General features: G+C 67.6%; 17 protein-coding genes. 14 read left to right on the top strand and 3 right to left on the bottom strand.

Annotated elements, in window-relative coordinates; all coding sequences use genetic code 11:
* Positions 1-37 precede the first annotated feature (37 nt).
* The 7 genes from infA to FQ377_RS00515 all read left to right on the top strand — a co-directional run bounded on the left by infA (position 38) and on the right by FQ377_RS00515 (position 4,290).
* Positions 38-259 carry a translation initiation factor IF-1 gene (gene infA, locus FQ377_RS00545; RefSeq protein ID WP_019481515.1) on the top strand — a complete coding sequence of 74 codons (222 nt, stop codon included), beginning with the start codon at positions 38-40 and terminating at the stop codon, positions 257-259.
* 17 nt (positions 260-276) lie between these two features.
* Complete coding sequence (gene rpmJ, locus FQ377_RS00540; RefSeq protein WP_026531446.1) at positions 277-390, top strand: 50S ribosomal protein L36; 114 nt, start codon at positions 277-279, stop codon at positions 388-390.
* A 165-nt stretch (positions 391-555) separates the two neighbouring features.
* The gene (rpsM, locus tag FQ377_RS00535; RefSeq protein ID WP_148599314.1) at positions 556-933 is read left to right on the top strand and encodes a 30S ribosomal protein S13; all 378 of its coding nucleotides are present in this window, start codon (positions 556-558) and stop codon (positions 931-933) included.
* Positions 934-1,084: 151 nt separating this feature from the next.
* Entirely contained in the window at positions 1,085-1,486 is a 402-nt protein-coding gene (gene rpsK, locus FQ377_RS00530; protein ID WP_049829160.1) for a 30S ribosomal protein S11, read from the top strand.
* Positions 1,487-1,631: 145 nt separating this feature from the next.
* The gene (locus tag FQ377_RS00525) at positions 1,632-2,642 is read left to right on the top strand and encodes a DNA-directed RNA polymerase subunit alpha (protein WP_148599313.1); all 1,011 of its coding nucleotides are present in this window, start codon (positions 1,632-1,634) and stop codon (positions 2,640-2,642) included.
* Positions 2,643-2,705: 63 nt separating this feature from the next.
* Positions 2,706-3,314, top strand: a complete 609-nt coding sequence (gene rplQ, locus FQ377_RS00520) for a 50S ribosomal protein L17 (RefSeq protein WP_148599312.1) — start codon at positions 2,706-2,708, stop codon at positions 3,312-3,314.
* Between the two features lie 10 nt (positions 3,315-3,324).
* Complete coding sequence (locus tag FQ377_RS00515) at positions 3,325-4,290, top strand: tRNA pseudouridine synthase A (protein ID WP_148599311.1); 966 nt, start codon at positions 3,325-3,327, stop codon at positions 4,288-4,290.
* On the opposite strand, the gene FQ377_RS00510 is transcribed toward FQ377_RS00515, so the two are convergent.
* Positions 4,287-5,957: a sensor histidine kinase gene (locus tag FQ377_RS00510; protein WP_148599310.1), complete on the bottom strand. Its 1,671-nt coding sequence runs from the start codon at positions 5,955-5,957 to the stop codon at positions 4,287-4,289. The two genes, FQ377_RS00515 and FQ377_RS00510, sit on opposite strands and share 4 nt — an antisense overlap.
* Before the next feature lie 194 nt (positions 5,958-6,151).
* On the opposite strand from FQ377_RS00510, the gene FQ377_RS00505 reads away from it, so the two are divergent.
* The 5 genes from FQ377_RS00505 (at position 6,152) to glmM (ending at position 12,078) form a co-directional block, all read left to right on the top strand.
* Positions 6,152-6,931: a response regulator transcription factor gene (locus FQ377_RS00505; RefSeq protein WP_148599309.1), complete on the top strand. Its 780-nt coding sequence runs from the start codon at positions 6,152-6,154 to the stop codon at positions 6,929-6,931.
* 137 nt (positions 6,932-7,068) lie between these two features.
* A complete protein-coding gene (locus FQ377_RS00500) occupies positions 7,069-9,309 on the top strand; it encodes a putative bifunctional diguanylate cyclase/phosphodiesterase (protein WP_148599308.1) in 2,241 nt (746 codons plus the stop codon).
* Between the two features lie 222 nt (positions 9,310-9,531).
* A complete protein-coding gene (gene rplM, locus FQ377_RS00495) occupies positions 9,532-9,975 on the top strand; it encodes a 50S ribosomal protein L13 (RefSeq protein ID WP_148600020.1) in 444 nt (147 codons plus the stop codon).
* A gap of 37 nt (positions 9,976-10,012) precedes the next feature.
* Positions 10,013-10,510 (top strand): 30S ribosomal protein S9, encoded by a 498-nt coding sequence (gene rpsI / locus FQ377_RS00490; protein ID WP_148599307.1) that lies wholly within the window; start codon positions 10,013-10,015, stop codon positions 10,508-10,510.
* Between the two features lie 209 nt (positions 10,511-10,719).
* Positions 10,720-12,078 carry a phosphoglucosamine mutase gene (gene glmM / locus FQ377_RS00485; protein WP_148599306.1) on the top strand — a complete coding sequence of 453 codons (1,359 nt, stop codon included), beginning with the start codon at positions 10,720-10,722 and terminating at the stop codon, positions 12,076-12,078.
* 159 nt (positions 12,079-12,237) lie between these two features.
* On the opposite strand, the gene FQ377_RS00480 is transcribed toward glmM, so the two are convergent.
* A complete protein-coding gene (locus FQ377_RS00480; protein ID WP_148599305.1) occupies positions 12,238-12,894 on the bottom strand; it encodes a M15 family metallopeptidase in 657 nt (218 codons plus the stop codon).
* Positions 12,895-13,022: 128 nt separating this feature from the next.
* Positions 13,023-14,000: a type I pantothenate kinase gene (gene coaA / locus FQ377_RS00475; RefSeq protein WP_262364186.1), complete on the bottom strand. Its 978-nt coding sequence runs from the start codon at positions 13,998-14,000 to the stop codon at positions 13,023-13,025.
* A 61-nt stretch (positions 14,001-14,061) separates the two neighbouring features.
* Here coaA and glmS point away from each other — a divergent pair, with 61 nt between their 5' ends.
* Together glmS and FQ377_RS00465 are read left to right on the top strand one after the other, a co-directional pair.
* Positions 14,062-16,002, top strand: a complete 1,941-nt coding sequence (gene glmS / locus FQ377_RS00470) for a glutamine--fructose-6-phosphate transaminase (isomerizing) (RefSeq protein WP_148599303.1) — start codon at positions 14,062-14,064, stop codon at positions 16,000-16,002.
* Between the two features lie 51 nt (positions 16,003-16,053).
* Entirely contained in the window at positions 16,054-16,425 is a 372-nt protein-coding gene (locus FQ377_RS00465) for a holo-ACP synthase (protein WP_148599302.1), read from the top strand.
* The last annotated feature ends 11 nt before the right edge of the window (positions 16,426-16,436 follow it).

Genomic DNA, 16,436 nt, shown 5'->3' with positions numbered 1-16,436 from the left:
GCCGCACGTGTGGTGGGCACAGACGTTAGCGGAGGATATGGCCAAGAAAGACGGTGTCATTGAGATCGAAGGCACTGTGAACGAGGCGCTGCCCAACGCGATGTTCCGCGTTGAGCTCGCCAACGGACACATTGTTCTCGCTCACATCTCGGGAAAGATGCGCCAGCACTACATCCGGATCCTCCCCGAGGACCGGGTCGTGGTGGAACTCAGCCCGTACGACCTCACCCGGGGCCGTATTGTCTACCGCTACAAATAAGAACGCAAAGGAACACCATGAAGGTCCAGCCGAGCGTGAAGCGTATCTGCGAGAAGTGCCAGGTGGTTCGCCGCAAGGGCAACGTTCTCGTCATCTGCGAAAACCCGCGCCACAAGCAGCGTCAGGGCTAGGGATCCCTCCACGGGATCCTCCTCGCGCGTAGAAGTACCTACAACGGCAGCACGGCGCCCTCCCAGGAGGGCGTCCACCCCCGGCTCGGAGGCCGGGGACCGGAACGAGAGTTCCGGGATCGTTCTGCTCAAGACCTCCGGTGATACAAGAGGAGCACCGTTTCTATGGCACGTCTCGCCGGCGTAGACATCCCCCGTGAAAAGCGGGTCGTCATTGCGCTCACCTACATCTACGGCATGGGTAGGACCCGTGCGGAGAAGACCATCGTCGACACGGGGATCTCAGCGAGCACCCGTGTGAAGGATCTCTCCGACGCCGAGCTGGTCCAGCTCCGCGACTACATCGAGGACAACTTCAAGGTCGAGGGTGATCTTCGACGTGAGGTTGCCGCCGACATCCGCCGCAAGGTCGAGATCGGCAGCTACGAGGGCATTCGGCACCGCCGCGGCCTTCCTGTGCGCGGACAGCGCACGAAAACGAACGCGCGTACCCGCAAGGGTCCGAAGCGTACCGTCGCCGGCAAGAAGAAGGTCGGACGCTAGTTCCCCACTGGCTCCCTGACGAGACTCGCCAGCGCTCGTCTCGCCAGGGAACCCTCGCCAGCGGAGGCCCCTGTTCGTAGGACCTCCACCGGCTCGGATCTCGCTCGATCAGCCGATCAATGCTCTACCCAATACCTTCGTAGGAGAAGCAATGCCCCCCAAGACTCGTGGAGCGGTGCGCAAGCCGCGTCGCAAGGACAAGAAGAACATCGCGCTCGGCCAGGCGCACATCAAGAGCACCTTCAACAACACGATCGTGTCCATCACGGACCCCAGCGGAGCCGTCATCTCCTGGGCCTCCGCCGGTGAGGTCGGATTCAAGGGCTCGCGCAAGTCGACGCCCTTCGCGGCGCAGATGGCTGCAGAGGCTGCGGCGAAGCGTGCGCAGGAGCACGGCGTCCGCAAGGTCGACGTCTTCGTGAAGGGCCCCGGCTCGGGGCGCGAGACCGCGATACGCTCGCTGCAGGCCACGGGCCTCGAGGTCGGGTCCATCCAGGACGTCACCCCGAGCGCACACAACGGCTGCCGCCCCCCGAAGCGCCGCCGCGTCTGAGCCGGCCCCAGGTCACGACGCCGCCCGGTGGTTCCCATGGGACCGACCGGGCGGCGTGGACGGCCTGTCCGCCCGAGCAGGCTGACCAGCAGTTTCGCCCATTTCGAAGTGTCATATAGCGGATGCTTCCTGAAAGGAAATGTACGTGCTCATTGCACAGCGCCCCACCCTGACTGAAGAAGTCGTTGCCGACAACAGGTCGCGGTTCGTGATCGAACCCCTCGAGCCCGGGTTCGGTTACACCCTCGGCAACTCCCTCCGCCGCACGCTGCTCTCCTCCATCCCCGGTGCTGCAGTGACGAGCATCCGGATCGACGGTGTCCTCCACGAGTTCACCACCGTTCCCGGGGTCAAGGAGGATGTCACCGAGATCATCCTGAATATCAAGAACCTCGCCGTCTCCTCCGAGCACGACGAGCCCGTCGTCGCCTACCTGCGGAAGCAGGGCCCCGGCGTCGTCACCGCGGCGGATATCGCCCCGCCGGCCGGCGTCGAGTTCCACAACCCGGATCTGCACATCGCCACGCTGAATTCGAAGGGGAAGTTCGAGCTCGAGCTGACGATCGAGCGTGGCCGCGGGTACGTGTCCGCATCCCAGAACAAGTCGGGTGACTCCGAGATCGGCCGCATCCCGGTGGATTCCATCTACTCGCCCGTCCTGAAGGTGACCTTCCGCGTGGAGGCCACCCGTGTGGAACAGCGCACCGACTTCGACAAGCTCATCGTGGACGTGGAGACGAAGGACGCGATCGCTCCCCGCGACGCCGTGGCCTCGGCCGGCACGACGCTGGTCGAGCTCTTCGGTCTCGCCCGTGAGCTCAATGTTGCAGCCGAGGGCATCGAGATCGGGCCGTCGCCGACGGACGCCGCTCTCGCGGCCGACATGGCGCTGCCCATCGAGGACCTCGAGCTCACCGTCAGGTCCTACAACTGCCTGAAGCGTGAGGGCATCCACTCCGTGGGTGAACTCGTGGTGCGCTCCGAGGCCGATCTCATGGACATCCGTAACTTCGGGGCCAAGTCGATCGACGAGGTCAAGGCAAAGCTCGTGGAGCTGGGTCTGTCCTTGAAGGATTCCCCTCCGGGATTCGATCTTGCCGCCCGCGCGGCCGCCATCGACGAGGACGACGCCGACTTCGGCACCGAAGAGGTCTAGAACGCTACCCGTTCCGGTACCGCAGCAGAGCGGTACCGGAACTTCTAACGAGGAGAAAGAAACATGCCCACACCCACCAAGGGCCCACGTCTCGGAGGCGGTGCGGCGCACGAGCGCCTGATGCTCGCCAACCTGGCCGCCTCACTGTTCGAGCACAAGCGCATCACCACCACGGTGACCAAGGCCAAGCGGCTGCGGCCCTACGCGGAGCGACTCATCACCTTCGCCAAGAAGGGCGACCTGGCCTCACGCCGTCGCGTTCTCGGCGTCATCAGCAGCAAGAGCATCGTCCACGAGCTGTTCACGGACATCGCCCCGGCTGTGGCCGACCGCGAGGGTGGCTACACCCGCATCACCAAGATCGGCAATCGCAAGGGCGACAACGCTCCCATGGCGGTCATCGAGCTGGTGCTCGACCCCATGTCGCCCAAGCAGTCCGTGGTCGCAGAGGCCGAGCGGGCCACGGCGCCCGCTGCACCGGTAGCAGACTCCGTGGATTCGGTCGACTCCGTCGATTCGGCCGACTCCGTGGATTCGGTCGACTCCGTGGATTCTGCGGACTCAGCGGACTCCGTCGAAGTGCAGGCCGAGGACACCACGGTCGATGCCGAAGCAGGATCCGACGACGAGATCGCCGTCGTCGAGGGTACGGTCGAGGACGAGAAGAAGTAGTCTCCCACCCATGACACAGCTCGAGCCCGCCGCTCCCCGAGGGGACGGCGGGCTCCTGCGTATCCGGCTCGACATCGCCTACGACGGCAGCCTCTTCTCCGGCTGGGCGGTCCAACCGGGGCTGACCACGGTGGAGGGCATCCTCGAGGACGCCCTGTTCACGCTCCTGCGCCGCAGGGTGCGCCTCACGGTCGGGGGGCGGACGGATGCCGGTGTGCATGCTCGCGGGCAGGTAGCGCACGTGGATCTGACCGCGGCCGAGTGGGAGGGTATGGCCCGCGGGCGTGACACCGACCCCTCGAAGGCGTTCCTGCGACGCATCGCGGGCACGATCAACCGCGTCCTCACCAGTGGTCCGGCCGGTCCTGATCGGACGGTGCGCAGCATGGTGCCCGCCGTCGTCGTGCGCTCCGCCGCACGAGCGCCGCAGGGGTTCGACGCGCGCTTCTCGGCCCTCTGGCGACGCTACAGCTACGCCATCGCGGACACGGCGACCGGACAGGACCCGCTCCGACGCGCAACGACACTCTGGTACCCGGCGTCGCTCGATGTGGGACTGCTCAACGAGGGGGCGGCTCTGCTGCTGGGCATGCAGGACTTCGCGGCGTTCTGCAAACCCCGCGAGGGGGCAACGACCATCCGCGACCTGCAGCGCTACGAGTTCGCCCGCGGACCAGGCGGCGAGATCATCGCCACCATCCAGGCCGACGCCTTCTGCCACACCATGGTCCGGGCACTCGTCGGCTCCACACTGCGGGTGGGCTCCGGGGAGATGCCAGCGGCGTGGCTGGCGGATCGTCTCGCTGCCCGTATCAAGGACGCCCGGTCCATCCTGGCGGCGCCGCATCCCCTGGTGCTCGAGGAGATCGCCTACCCGGCGGACGGGGACCTGATGGCCCGCGCGGAACTGACGAGGGCGCGCCGGACGTCCGACGCCGTGGGTGAGCCGCAGGGTCGGTCGGGGCACCCCGTCTAGAGGGAGCCTTCGAAGGACTCCTGGTGCATGCGCTCGACCTCGCCCTTGACCGGCAGGGTCACCGTGAAGCAGCTGCCCTCGCCGGGTGAGCTGGTGCACCTGATGGACCCGCCGTGGCCCTCGACGATGGCCCGCGTGATGGCGAGCCCCAGGCCGGCGCCGTCGATCTCCGCCCGCCGGGCCGCGGGCGTCCGGTAGAACCGCGAGAAGATCTGGCGCGTCTCCTGCTCCGACATCCCCATGCCCCGGTCCTCGACCTGAAGGGTGATGGCGGTCTGCGTCTCGTCCGCGCGGACGATCACCGGGCCGCCGTGCTCCGTGTACTTGATCGCGTTGGAGAGCAGGTTGTCGAGGACCTGCGAGATCCGCAGCGGATCGATGAGGGTCCACAGTGGTGCGCGGACCTCCGTCTCGAGAAGCACACCGTGCTTCTCGGCCCGCAGGCGGTTCGATCTGACGCTCATCTCGATGAGGGCCGCCAGGTCCACCGGACGCGGGTGCACGCGCACGCGGTCGCCGGCCGTGGAGAGCAGATCGGCAACGAGGTGCAGAACACGCTCGGCGTTCCGGCCCGCGACCTCGAGGTGCTCCCGGAGCTGGGCGGGCAGTACATGCTCATCTTCCTGCACCAGTTCGAGATACCCGAGGACCGAGGTCAGCGGGGCGTGGAACTCGTGGGAGATGTTGGAGATGAAGGCGTCCTTGGCGGAGACCGCCTCCACGAGCTCAGTGACGTCGCTGCACGCGATGAGTGCCCCCGCGATGTCGCCGTCGGCGTTCGTGATGGGGCGCGCGGCAGTGGACAGGGCGCGCTGAAAGTCGCCGGCGCCCACCCAGAGGAGCTGATCCGCGAAGGTTTCGCCCCTGAGGGCACGGGAAACGGGTCTCAGCTCGGGCGGGAGCGGCGTCACGCCGTCCGGCTCGAACACGAGCGGATGGGGGTCCGGCTCGTGGTCAGGTCCGGCGGACAGCCTGTTGAAGAGCTCCTGCTGGCGATTGGTGAGGGTCGTGGTGCCGTGCGCATCGACGGCGGTGAGGCCGACGTCGACGGTGTTGAGGATCGCTGTCAGGACCCGCTCCCGATCGATGGCCGCCTGCAGGAGATCCTGCAGTTCACGGTCACGCCGCCGGGCCTCTACCGCTCGGGCCCGGGCACCCTGGCTCGTGAGGCGCAGGGCCGCACCGACGCACAGCATCACGACCGGTAGCAGCGCTCCCCGGTACGGGTCGTCGCGGGGTTGGACCAGGAGCGGCCATTCAGCGACCAGAGATCCCAGGACCGTCAGCCAGAGGACGAGCCACAGGGGCAACAGGGACCACACGAGCCAGAGCACGGGGAAGACGACGAGGATCCCCAGGCCCGGCTGGTTCTCCACCGGACCGGAGCGCAGCAGGCCGATGGCGACGAAGTCGAACACCGGCACGATCAGTATGGCGCCGGCCGGCAGCCGGAGCCTGGGTATTACCGAGGAGAGGGCCAGCAACCCGAGGATCGTCGAGACGCCGAGCACGAAACCCGTCCCGGTTGCGCCCGGGCGGATCGCCGCCGACACCGCGAGTGCCAGGACGATCAGGGCCAGCGGGAGCTGGCAGCTCAGCACCGACCGGTCGAGGGGCGGGCGGGGCCGTGATTCCGGGGTTGGCGCCGGATGTCCGGCCCTAGACATGTGTCATCCCGGGCAAGGGGAAATACCGCATTCTGACAATCTTTCCGACGCTGAGACCTACGTACTGGCTACCAGTATGTCCCGGAATCCGTGTCCGGCCCGGACCCTGGGGACGAGTCGGCGGTGGAGTCGGGCACAATGTGACTGACGACGAGCCGCGACGCGCTCGGGGACGAGGAAGAAGGGGGCTGCGGGTGAGCGATCCGGGAGTGGCAGTAGTGATCGAGGACGACGCCGATGTGCGGAACCTCGTGGGCGCCGTCCTGAGGCAATCGGGATTCGAGGTGCATGTCGCGCCGGACGGTAGAGCCGGCGTCGAGCTGGTCCGGACCCACGAGGCGACGGTGGTCACCGTGGACGTGGGGCTGCCGGACATCGACGGCTACGAGGTGCTTCGACGTCTCCGCAGCTTCAGCACCTGCTACGTGGTCATGCTGACCTCCCACGGCGACGAACTCGATACCCTGACGGCCCTGCAGTCCGGAGCTGACGACTACCTCACCAAGCCCTTCCGGCCCCGCGAGCTCAGAGCGCGGATAGCGGCGATGCTGCGCCGCCCCCGTGCCGTTCCGCCGCCAACGGCAAGCGTGGCGACGGAGGAGGCGGTGCCTGCCGTGAACTCGACGCCGACGCCTCCGCCGTCATCGATCCTCGAGCACAACGGCCTGGAGCTGGATCCCTCCACGCGCTTCGTCGCCGTCGAGGGGCGCGAGCTGCCCCTGACCCGCAGTGAGTTCGATCTGCTCAGTGAGATGCTCAGGAGCGTGGGAGCCGTCAGGACCAAGGCGGATCTGGTGCGGGTGGTACGCGGGGACCGCTACGACCGGGACACCTACATCAGCGATTCGGACGAGCGGGCCATCGAGGTCCATGTCGGCAACCTGCGGCGCAAGCTCGATGAGGACCCGAAGACCCCGCGGTGGATCCAGACCGTACGCGGTGTGGGATACCGCCTGACGCCCCGCTCCAGCTAGCACCGAGCAGGCGCTCCGGCACCCCGGCCGGGTGGACTACACCCGAAATACTGCGGGGAACGAGCGGACATGGTGCGCAATTCCGCAGGAAGTACGGCCGAAACGGCCATCGAGTGTGCCGGCCCTACAATGTCGCCATGACCGCCTCCTCATCCCCGATCGGTGTCGCCCGGCATGACCCGCGCACGCCGTCGTGTCCGGCGGCAGCCGTGCCCGAGGTTCCCGGGCACCCCGGACCCGGCGTAGAGGAGATCCGCTACCTCCGCCGGTTGGCCGCCCTGGTGGAAGCCTCCGGCGACGCGATCAACGGGACGGACCAGGACGGCATCATCACCAGTTGGAACACCGGAGCCGAAAGGATCTACGGGTACACCGCGGAGCAGGCGATCGGCAGCAGTATCGAGATGCTCACCCCGGGTGGCTCGGCTAGTGCGGGGCGTGCGCTGCGATCGACCATTGCCGAGGGTCGGGAGATGACCGGAGCGCAGGCGGTGGCCAGACGCCGGGACGGCTCGCTCATCGAGGTGTCGATGACCCTCTCCCCGGTCCTCGACGCCGACGGCACGGTGATCGGCTCATCGGCGATCGCGCGGGAGATCACCGACGTCGAGCAGCAGCGCGCCGACGCCATCCATGAGCGTGACCGGCTGACCTTCGCGCAGGAGATCGCCCATGTGGGGTCCGTCGAGGTCAATATGCTGACGGGGCGCCGGTGGTGGTCCGACGAGTACTTCCGGATCCACGGTCTGCCGCTCGACGCGATCCCTACGGAGGAGCTCTGGCACTCGGTACTGCACCCCGAGGACCGCGAGATGGTCCGGCGGGTCTGGGGCGAACTCGAGTCCGGCGGGCCGCCGCTGAAGCTGGTCCACCGGATCATGCGCCCCAACGGCGAGGTGCGCTGGGTCCACACGCGGGCTGCCGCCGAGCACAGCGACGGCGTGCTCATCCGGCTGCTCGAGACGGTGGTGGACATCACCGAACGCAAGCTCGCCGAGGAGGCCCTCGAACGCCTCGCCTTCCAGGACCCGCTCACCGGACTGGCCAACCGGGCGCTGCTGGCGAACTGCATCGACATCGCCCTCGAGGACGCTTCCAGGTCCGGGACCCGGGTGGGCGTGCTCTTCCTCGACGTCAACCGGTTCAAGGTGGTCAACGACGGGCTCGGTCATGCCGCCGGGGACAGCCTCCTCGTCCAGCTCGCCGCGCGCCTGCGCGGTGCGGTGCGACCCGCGGACACCCTGGCCAGGTTCGCCGGGGACGAGTTCGTGATCGTGTGCGGTGGTATGGGGCTCGACGATGCCCATGAGCTGGCAGGACGGATCGCGGCCACGGTGCAGGCTCCGTTCGATCTGTTGGGCCAGGAACTGTTCGTCAGCGTCAGTATCGGCATCGCCCTCTCGTCGGGGGACGACACCGCGGCCTCCCTGCTCCACCAGGCCGACGCCGCGATGTACGTGGCGAAAGAGACCGAGCGGGTCGACGGCGTCGTGTTCGACGAATCGATGCATCGTCGTGCCGAGGTACGCCTCGATATCGGCTCCCAGCTGCCGCGTGCCCTCGAGCGTGGCGAACTCGAGATCCATTACCAGCCCATCGTCAGGGTGACCGATCAGAGGCCCGTGGGCTTCGAGGCACTCCTGCGCTGGAGACATCCCAGGCACGGGCTCGTGTCACCGTGTCAGTTCATCCCCATCGCGGAGGAGACCGGGTTGATCGTGCCGATCGGGACCTGGGTGCTCGCTCAGGCGCTGGCGCAGGCCCAGCGCTGGCGTACGGAGGTCCCGGGAGCGTCCGGGTTCCGGATCGCCGTCAATCTGTCCGCCCGCCAGCTCACGGATCCGGCGCTCTGCGCATCAGTGGCTGGCGCCATCGACCGCGCCGGGATCGACCCTTCAGCTGTCGAGCTCGAGATCACAGAGTCCACGCTCATGAAGAACGTGGAGCGATCGATGGCGACCCTCACGCAGCTCCGCGGCCTCGGAGTGGGACTGTCGGTGGACGACTTCGGGACCGGCTACTCCTCCCTGAGCTATCTGAGCCGATTCCCCGTGACGGCGCTGAAGGTCGATCGCTCGTTCGTGGAGGAACTGGACGGCAGGGACGAACACGCGGGCCCCATCATCGCGGCGGTCACCATGATGGCGTCGGCCCTCGGGCTGGACGTGGTCGCGGAGGGCGTCGAGACGGCGACCCAGCTCGAGAAGTTGGACGCGCTCAATGTGGGTTGGGCCCAGGGCTTCCTCTGGGCCCAACCACTGCAACTCGACGAGGTGGTCCCCTGGTTGTCGACCCGGATGTGCACCCCGGGCCGACGCTCGGACGAGTCGTCGCCGTCGTCGTCGCGGGTTTTGCCATATACCAGCGTGGCACGCTAAAGTTGGCAGTCGTCGTGCGTATCCCATCTCGATACGTCTTCGTTCTTCGGAGCGGTTCAGTTGCAGAACCACCTGGCCCGGGGGCGGAGCCGAGATCCACGGGATCCCTGGCCGTATTTCAGCCCTCACCTGAAGTTCCGGTAGCGCATGAGTCAGCTGAGTTCGCGGATCAGGGTCACCGTTCCCGTGAGCGACACCGAAACAGAAACGAAGGCCATAACCGTGCGTACGTACACCCCGAAGCCAGGCGACATCACCCGCCAATGGCACGTAATCGATGCAACCGACGTCGTCCTCGGCCGGCTTGCCAGCCAGACCGCCATCCTGCTGCGCGGGAAGCACAAGCCGACCTTCGCTCCGCACATGGACATGGGCGACTTCGTGGTCATCATCAACGCCGACAAGGTGGCGCTTACGGGCGCCAAGCTCGAGCAGAAGCGCGCCTACCGCCACTCCGGGTTCCCGGGCGGCCTCAAGTCCTCCAACTACGCCGAGCTGCTGGAGAAGAACCCCGAGCGTGCGGTGGAGAAGGCCATTCGCGGCATGCTCCCCAAGAACTCCCTCGCAGCCCAGCAGATCGGCAAGCTCAAGGTCTACCGCGGCGCCGAGCACCCCCACGCGGCACAGCAGCCCGTGACGTACGAAATCACCCAGGTCGCCCAGTAGTCCTGGCCACCGACACTAAACAGCTTCAAGGAGAACCGTGGCTCAGAACACTGAAGAGATGAATGAACCGACTGAGGAGCTCACCAGCTACACCTCAGAGTCGACCGAGGGTGCCGAGACGGCCGTCAAGGAACGTCCCGCACTGACCGTCGGCGGCGGAGCCGTGGGGCGCCGCAAGGAAGCAATCGCCCGGGTGCGCCTGGTGCCCGGCACGGGCAAGTGGATCGTCAACGGGCGCGAGCTCGCCGACTACTTCCCGAACAAGCTGCACCAGCAGGAAGTCAACGACCCCTTCAAGCTCCTCGAGCTCGACGGCGCCTACGACGTGATCGCTCGTATCCACGGTGGTGGACCGTCCGGTCAGGCCGGAGCACTGCGGCTCGGTGTGGCTCGCACGCTGAACGAGATCGACCGCGAGAACAACCGGCCCGCCCTCAAGAAGGCCGGCTTCCTCACCCGCGACGCCCGCGTGATCGAACGCAAGAAGGCCGGTCTCAAGAAGGCCCGTAAGGCACCGCAGTACTCCAAGCGCTAGATCCTGCCTACCCCGTGGAGATCGCTGAGGCGATCTCCACCGGGTCCCCTCGGCAGGATCCAGCGCTTGGCTCCACGCGCTGTCTGTCCGGCAGGATTCCGCCGGGACACGCTCGGATGCCCGTCCATGCTCCTCGGACGGGCATCGTGCTTTAACCTGATGGGGTCCGTACCCCGGCGGTCTCATGTTCTTCTCCTAGGATGTCAACGATGAGCAAGTTATTCGGTACCGATGGTGTGCGAGGTCTGGCCAATGGTCTGATCACCGCCGAACTGTCCCTCCACCTGGCCCAGGCGGCCGCTGTGGTCCTCGGCCACAATGCCGTCGAGGGCGGGCGTCGGCCCACCGCCGTCATCGCCCGCGATCCACGCATCAGTGGAGAGTTCATTGCCGCCGCCGTCGAAGCCGGCCTCGCCAGCGCCGGAGTCGACGTGTTCGACGCCGGCGTGCTGCCCACACCGGCAGCCGCCTTCCTGGTCGCTGATCTGAAGGCCGACTTCGGCGTCATGATCTCCGCCTCCCACAATCCTGCCCCGGACAACGGCATCAAGTTCCTCGCTCGCGGGGGCAAGAAGCTCAGCGACGCGCTCGAGGATGCCATCGAAGCGGAGATGGGGAGGCCGAGTCGACGGCCCCTGGCCGGCGACGTGGGACGCATCCAACGCTTCGCGGACGCGGAGGACCGCTACGTCGTCCATCTGCTGCAGACACTCCCGCGCCGCCTCGACGGCATCAAGGTGGTGCTCGACTGCGCCCACGGCGCGGCCAGCGGCTGTTCACCCGAGGTGTTCAGGAACGCGGGCGCCGATATCGTGGTGATCGGCGCGGAACCCGACGGCATCAACATCAACGACGGATACGGTTCCACCCACCTGGGGCTCCTGCAGGCGGCGGTGCTCGAGCACGGTGCCGACCTCGGCATCGCCCATGACGGCGACGCCGATCGCTGCCTCGCCGTCGACCATGAGGGCTCGGTCGTGGACGGCGACCAGATCATGGCCGTGATGGCGCTCGCGCTGAAGGACGCCGGGAAGCTGACGGACAACACCCTGGTAGCCACCGTCATGAGCAATCTGGGCCTGAAGATCGCGCTGGCCGAGGCGGGCATCACGCTGCGGGAGACCGGGGTGGGAGACCGCTACGTGCTGGAGGGCATGAATGCCGGAGGCTTCAGCCTCGGTGGCGAGCAGTCCGGTCACGTCATCTTCGCCGAATACGCGACCACAGGTGACGGTGTGCTGACGGGCCTGCAGCTCGCCGCGCGGATGGCGGAGACGGGCAAGACCCTGAAGGAGCTCACCGGCGTGATGACGAAGCTCCCTCAGGTACTCATCAATGTGAAGGGTGTGGACCGTGCTGCCGTCCGGTCCGACGAGGTCGTGCAGAACGCGGTACGTCGCGCGGGGTCGCTGCTCGGGGACACCGGCCGTGTGCTGCTGCGCCCCTCCGGCACCGAGCCTGTGGTGCGGGTCATGGTCGAGGCGGCAGACACAGCCACAGCGCAGCGGGTGGCAGAGGAACTCGCCGCGACGGTGCAGGAACGCCTCGCCCTCGAGCCGGTCGCCTGACCTTCCGCGCCTTCGCTCGGACCCGACCGGGTGGACGCTCGGCACAACGCCCTTCGGTGACGCCGGGACAGGCTCCTTCCGGGCTCGGAGTCCCCGGATCCGTGCAGGAACCGCGCACGACGGCGTGGAGGAGCCGCAGTGCGCGGGGGCGGTCCGAACTCAGTAGGACGGCGCCGCGGGGAGCCCGAAGTACTCCTCCAGCGTTTCCTGGCCTGCGTCCTTCATGGCCAGAGCCACGTCCGTGCCCACATAGCGGAAGTGCCACGGCTCCGCGAAGAAACCGGTGATCCGGTCGAACCCGAGGGGGTAGCGCAGGATGATCCCGTACTCCGGGGCGTGCAGCGCCGTCCAGCGGGCAGCCCGGGTCTGGGCGAAGCAGGAGACGAGCGTACATGCCCCGTCGTCCTGGGCGATGTCGAAGGCGAGTCCGGTCTGGTGCTCCGAGTGGCCGGGTCGGGCGGAGACCGCGTCGGCGCCCGTGGCACCGCCGTACTGGGCCACCCAGTGGGCGTAGGTGGACTGCTGCTCGGCGTAGGAACGATACCCGCTGACGATCACCAGGCCCACTCCCTCTTGGCCTGCGGCGTCGACCATCTTCTCCACGGCCTCCGCCGCATCGGGCCGCAGGCGGATATCAGGACCGGCGGACGCATCGAGTGGACGTAGTTCGGCCGGCTCGAAATCGAGGGGGAGCAGGGGGCGCTGCTTGTTCACGACGACGTCCGGCGCCGTGGGATCGGCTTGGGCTCCTGCCGAAGGAGGGGCGGCAGGCGTGGTGGACGGTGCCGGCGTCGTCGCGTCCGGCGAGGACGGCACGGGGCGTTCCACGGCAGGGGGCGGAGGTACCAACCCCGGGGGGGCGGGTGCCGCCGTCGACCCCCCCGACGCACACGCCGGGAGGGCCAGGACGGCCAGCACCGCCGCAAGCCGGCGCACGCGCACCGTCACGTCTTCCGGAGGAGCATGCGCCGGATGGAGTGATCGGCGTCCTTCGTCAGGACAAGCTGCGCGCGCCCACGGGTGGGCAGGACGTTCCTGAGCAGGTTGGGTTCGTTGATCCGCTCCCAGATGCCGGTGGCCGTCTCACGGGCCTCGTCGTCCGTGAGGCTCGCGTAGCGGTGGAAGTACGAGTCCGGGTCGGCGAAGGCGCTGGTGCGCAGCGACTGGAAGCGGTGGACGTACCACTGCCGGATGTAGGCGGTCTTTGCGTCGACAAAGATGGAGAAGTCGAAGAAGTCGCTCAACGCGAGGCCGGTGATGCCGTCGGAGCGCGGACGGGCCGGCGCCAGGACATTGAGCCCCTCGACGATCAGCACATCCGGACGACGCACCACCACCTCCCGACCGGGCACGATGTCGTAGGTGAGGTGGGAGTACCAAGGAGCTCGCACCTCGGCGGCCCCGCTCTTGACCTCGCTGACGAAACGCAGCAGTCGGCGCCGGTCATAGGATTCCGGGAAGCCCTTGCGCTGCATCAGGCCGCGCCGTTCGAGTTCCGCGTTCGGGTAGAGGAAACCGTCCGTGGTGACCAGATCCACACGGGGGGTGCCGGGCCAGCGCCGCAGCAGTTCGCGGAGAACCCGCGCCGTGGTGGACTTGCCCACCGCCACGGAGCCGGCGACACCGATCACGAATGGCGTTCTCGTGGTGGTCTCGCCGAGGAAGGTGTTGGTGGCCCGGTGCAGCTGTCCCGCCGCGGCGATGTAGAGGTTCAGCAGCCGGGAGAGGGGCAGGTAGACCTCGCGTACCTCGTCGAGGTTGAGGGCATCGCCGAGACCCTTCAGGCGCTGCACGTCCTCGACGTTCAGCGGGCTCTCGATCTCGTGGGAGAGGCGGGACCACATCTGTCGGTCCAGCTCGACGAAGGGAGTGAAGGATTCGGCACCCGAGGTCTGCTGCGTGCTCGTGCTTCTGTCACTCACCCGATGATTCTGCACGGTGGGGTGCTCATTAACAAACACGGCCACCGGTAAGCTGGAGCCCATGTGTGGAATCGTGGGATATGTGGGCCGGGATCACGGTCGGGAATCGTCGGCGTTCGATGCGGTCGCCGAGGCCGCCGGAGGTGAGTCGGCCGGGGCCGGTCACGGCGCGCTCGACGTCGTCATGGAGGGCCTGCGGCGCCTCGAGTACCGCGGGTACGACTCCGCGGGCGTCGCCGTCATCTCCGAGCAGGGGATCGAGTCCCGCAAGAAGGCCGGCAAGCTGAGCAACCTCGTGGGGGAACTGGCAGCCGATCCGCTGCCGCGGTCGATGACGGGCATCGGCCACACCCGCTGGGCCACCCACGGTGGCCCCACCGACCAGAACGCCCACCCCCACCTGGCGGATGAGGGGCGACTCGCACTGATCCACAACGGCATCATCGAGAACTATGCGGAGCTCAAGGCCGAGCTGACCGATCAGGGTCTCACGTTCGTCTCGGACACGGACACGGAGGTGGCCGCCGGTCTCCTCGGCCACCTCTACCGCACCCTGCGGGACCAGGGCGCCGAGGGCGATCTGCTGACCCGCGCCCTGCAGCAGGCCTGCCAGCGGCTCGAAGGAGCGTTCACCCTCCTCGCGATCCACGAGGACCAGCCCGGAACGGTCGTTGCCGGCCGACGCAACTCGCCCCTCGTCGTGGGCCTGGGCGAGGGGGAGAACTTCCTCGGCTCCGACGTCTCCGGCTTCATCGACTTCACGCGCCGTGCGGTGGAACTCGGCCAGGACCAGATCGTCACCATCACGCCCGACGACGTCGTCATCTCCGACTTCTACGGGACGCCCGCCGAGGGTACCGAGTTCCACGTGGACTGGGATGCCGCCGCCGCCGAGAAGGGTGGCTTCGCGTCCTTCATGGAGAAGGAGATCCACGACCAGCCCGACGCCGTCGGCCAGACCCTGCTGGGGCGCTCCGACACCGCGGGCAACCTCGTGCTCGACGAGCTGAGGATCGACGAGTCGATCCTGCGGTCCGTGGACAAGATCGTGGTGCTGGCCTGCGGCACGTCGGCCTATGCCGGTCAGGTGGCCAAGTACGCGATCGAGCACTGGTGCCGGATCCCCACCGAGGTGGAGCTGTCCCACGAGTTCCGGTATCGCGACCCCATCGTGAACGAGAAGACCCTCGTGGTGGCGATCTCGCAGTCGGGCGAGACCATGGACACACTCATGGCCGTCCGATACGCGCGGGAACAGGGTGCGAAGGTCGTGGCGATCTGCAACACCAACGGCTCCACCATTCCGCGGGAGTCGGACGCGGTGCTGTACACCCACGCCGGTCCCGAGATCGCCGTCGCCTCGACCAAGGCGTTCCTGGCCCAGATCACCGCCGCCTACCTGCTGGGGCTCTACCTCGCCCAGCTGCGTGGGAACAAGTACCGCGACGAGATCGCCGACGTCATGGCAGACCTCGCGGCGATCCCCGCCAAGATCCAGACCATCCTCGACAACGCGGACACCATCAAGGCCCTGGGCGCCGACATGGCGAACGCCAAATCGGTGCTGTTCCTCGGCCGCCACGTAGGGTTCCCGGTGGCCATGGAGGGTGCCCTCAAGCTCAAGGAGCTCGCCTACATCCACGCGGAGGGTTTCGCCGCCGGCGAGCTCAAGCACGGACCCATTGCGCTGATCGAACAGGGCCAGCCCGTGGTGGTCGTCATGCCCTCCCAGAGCGCGCGCGACTCCCTCCACGCCAAGGTGGTCTCCAACGTGCAGGAGATCCGGGCACGCGGGGCCATCACGATCGTCATCGCGGAGGAGGGCGACACCTCGGTGGAGGCCTATTCCGAGCACGTCTTCTACGTCCCCGCGTCCCCGACACTCCTGGCACCCCTGCTGACCACCGTGCCGCTGCAGATCTTCGCCCTCGCGCTCGCCAGCGCGAAGGGCTACGACGTCGACCAGCCGCGCAATCTGGCGAAGTCGGTCACGGTTGAGTAGAGCGACGATCTCGCCCCGACGGGTCGGCGCGGTACGGGGAGGCACGTCGGCATGATCGTCGGGATCGGGATGGATGTCGTGGACATCGCGAGGTTCCAGGGGCAGCTCGAGCGGACCCCCGGGCTCCGCGAGAGGCTTTTCGTGCCGTCGGAGCGTGGCCTGAGCACGCAGTCGCTCGCGGCGCGCTTCGCCGCGAAGGAGGCCATCGCCAAGGCCCTCGGAGCTCCCGTGGGTATGAACTGGCAGCACTGCACGATCGCGCTGGACGCTGCCGGCGCACCCTCCGTGGTCCTCGACGGGACCGTGGCCGACGCCGCCCGCGCCCGCGGAGTACACGCCTGGCACCTGTCCATGAGTCACGACGGCGGTCTCGCCACCGCCATGGCCGTGGCGGAAGGCCCGGCGCCTGCGGACGCCGAATAGTAACCGTACTG

The sequence above is a fragment of the Arthrobacter echini genome, from assembly GCF_008107445.1.
GTDB classification, from domain to species: Bacteria; Actinomycetota; Actinomycetes; order Actinomycetales; family Micrococcaceae; genus Arthrobacter_D; species Arthrobacter_D echini_A.
This window is presented reverse-complemented; position numbering and strand designations above follow the sequence as displayed.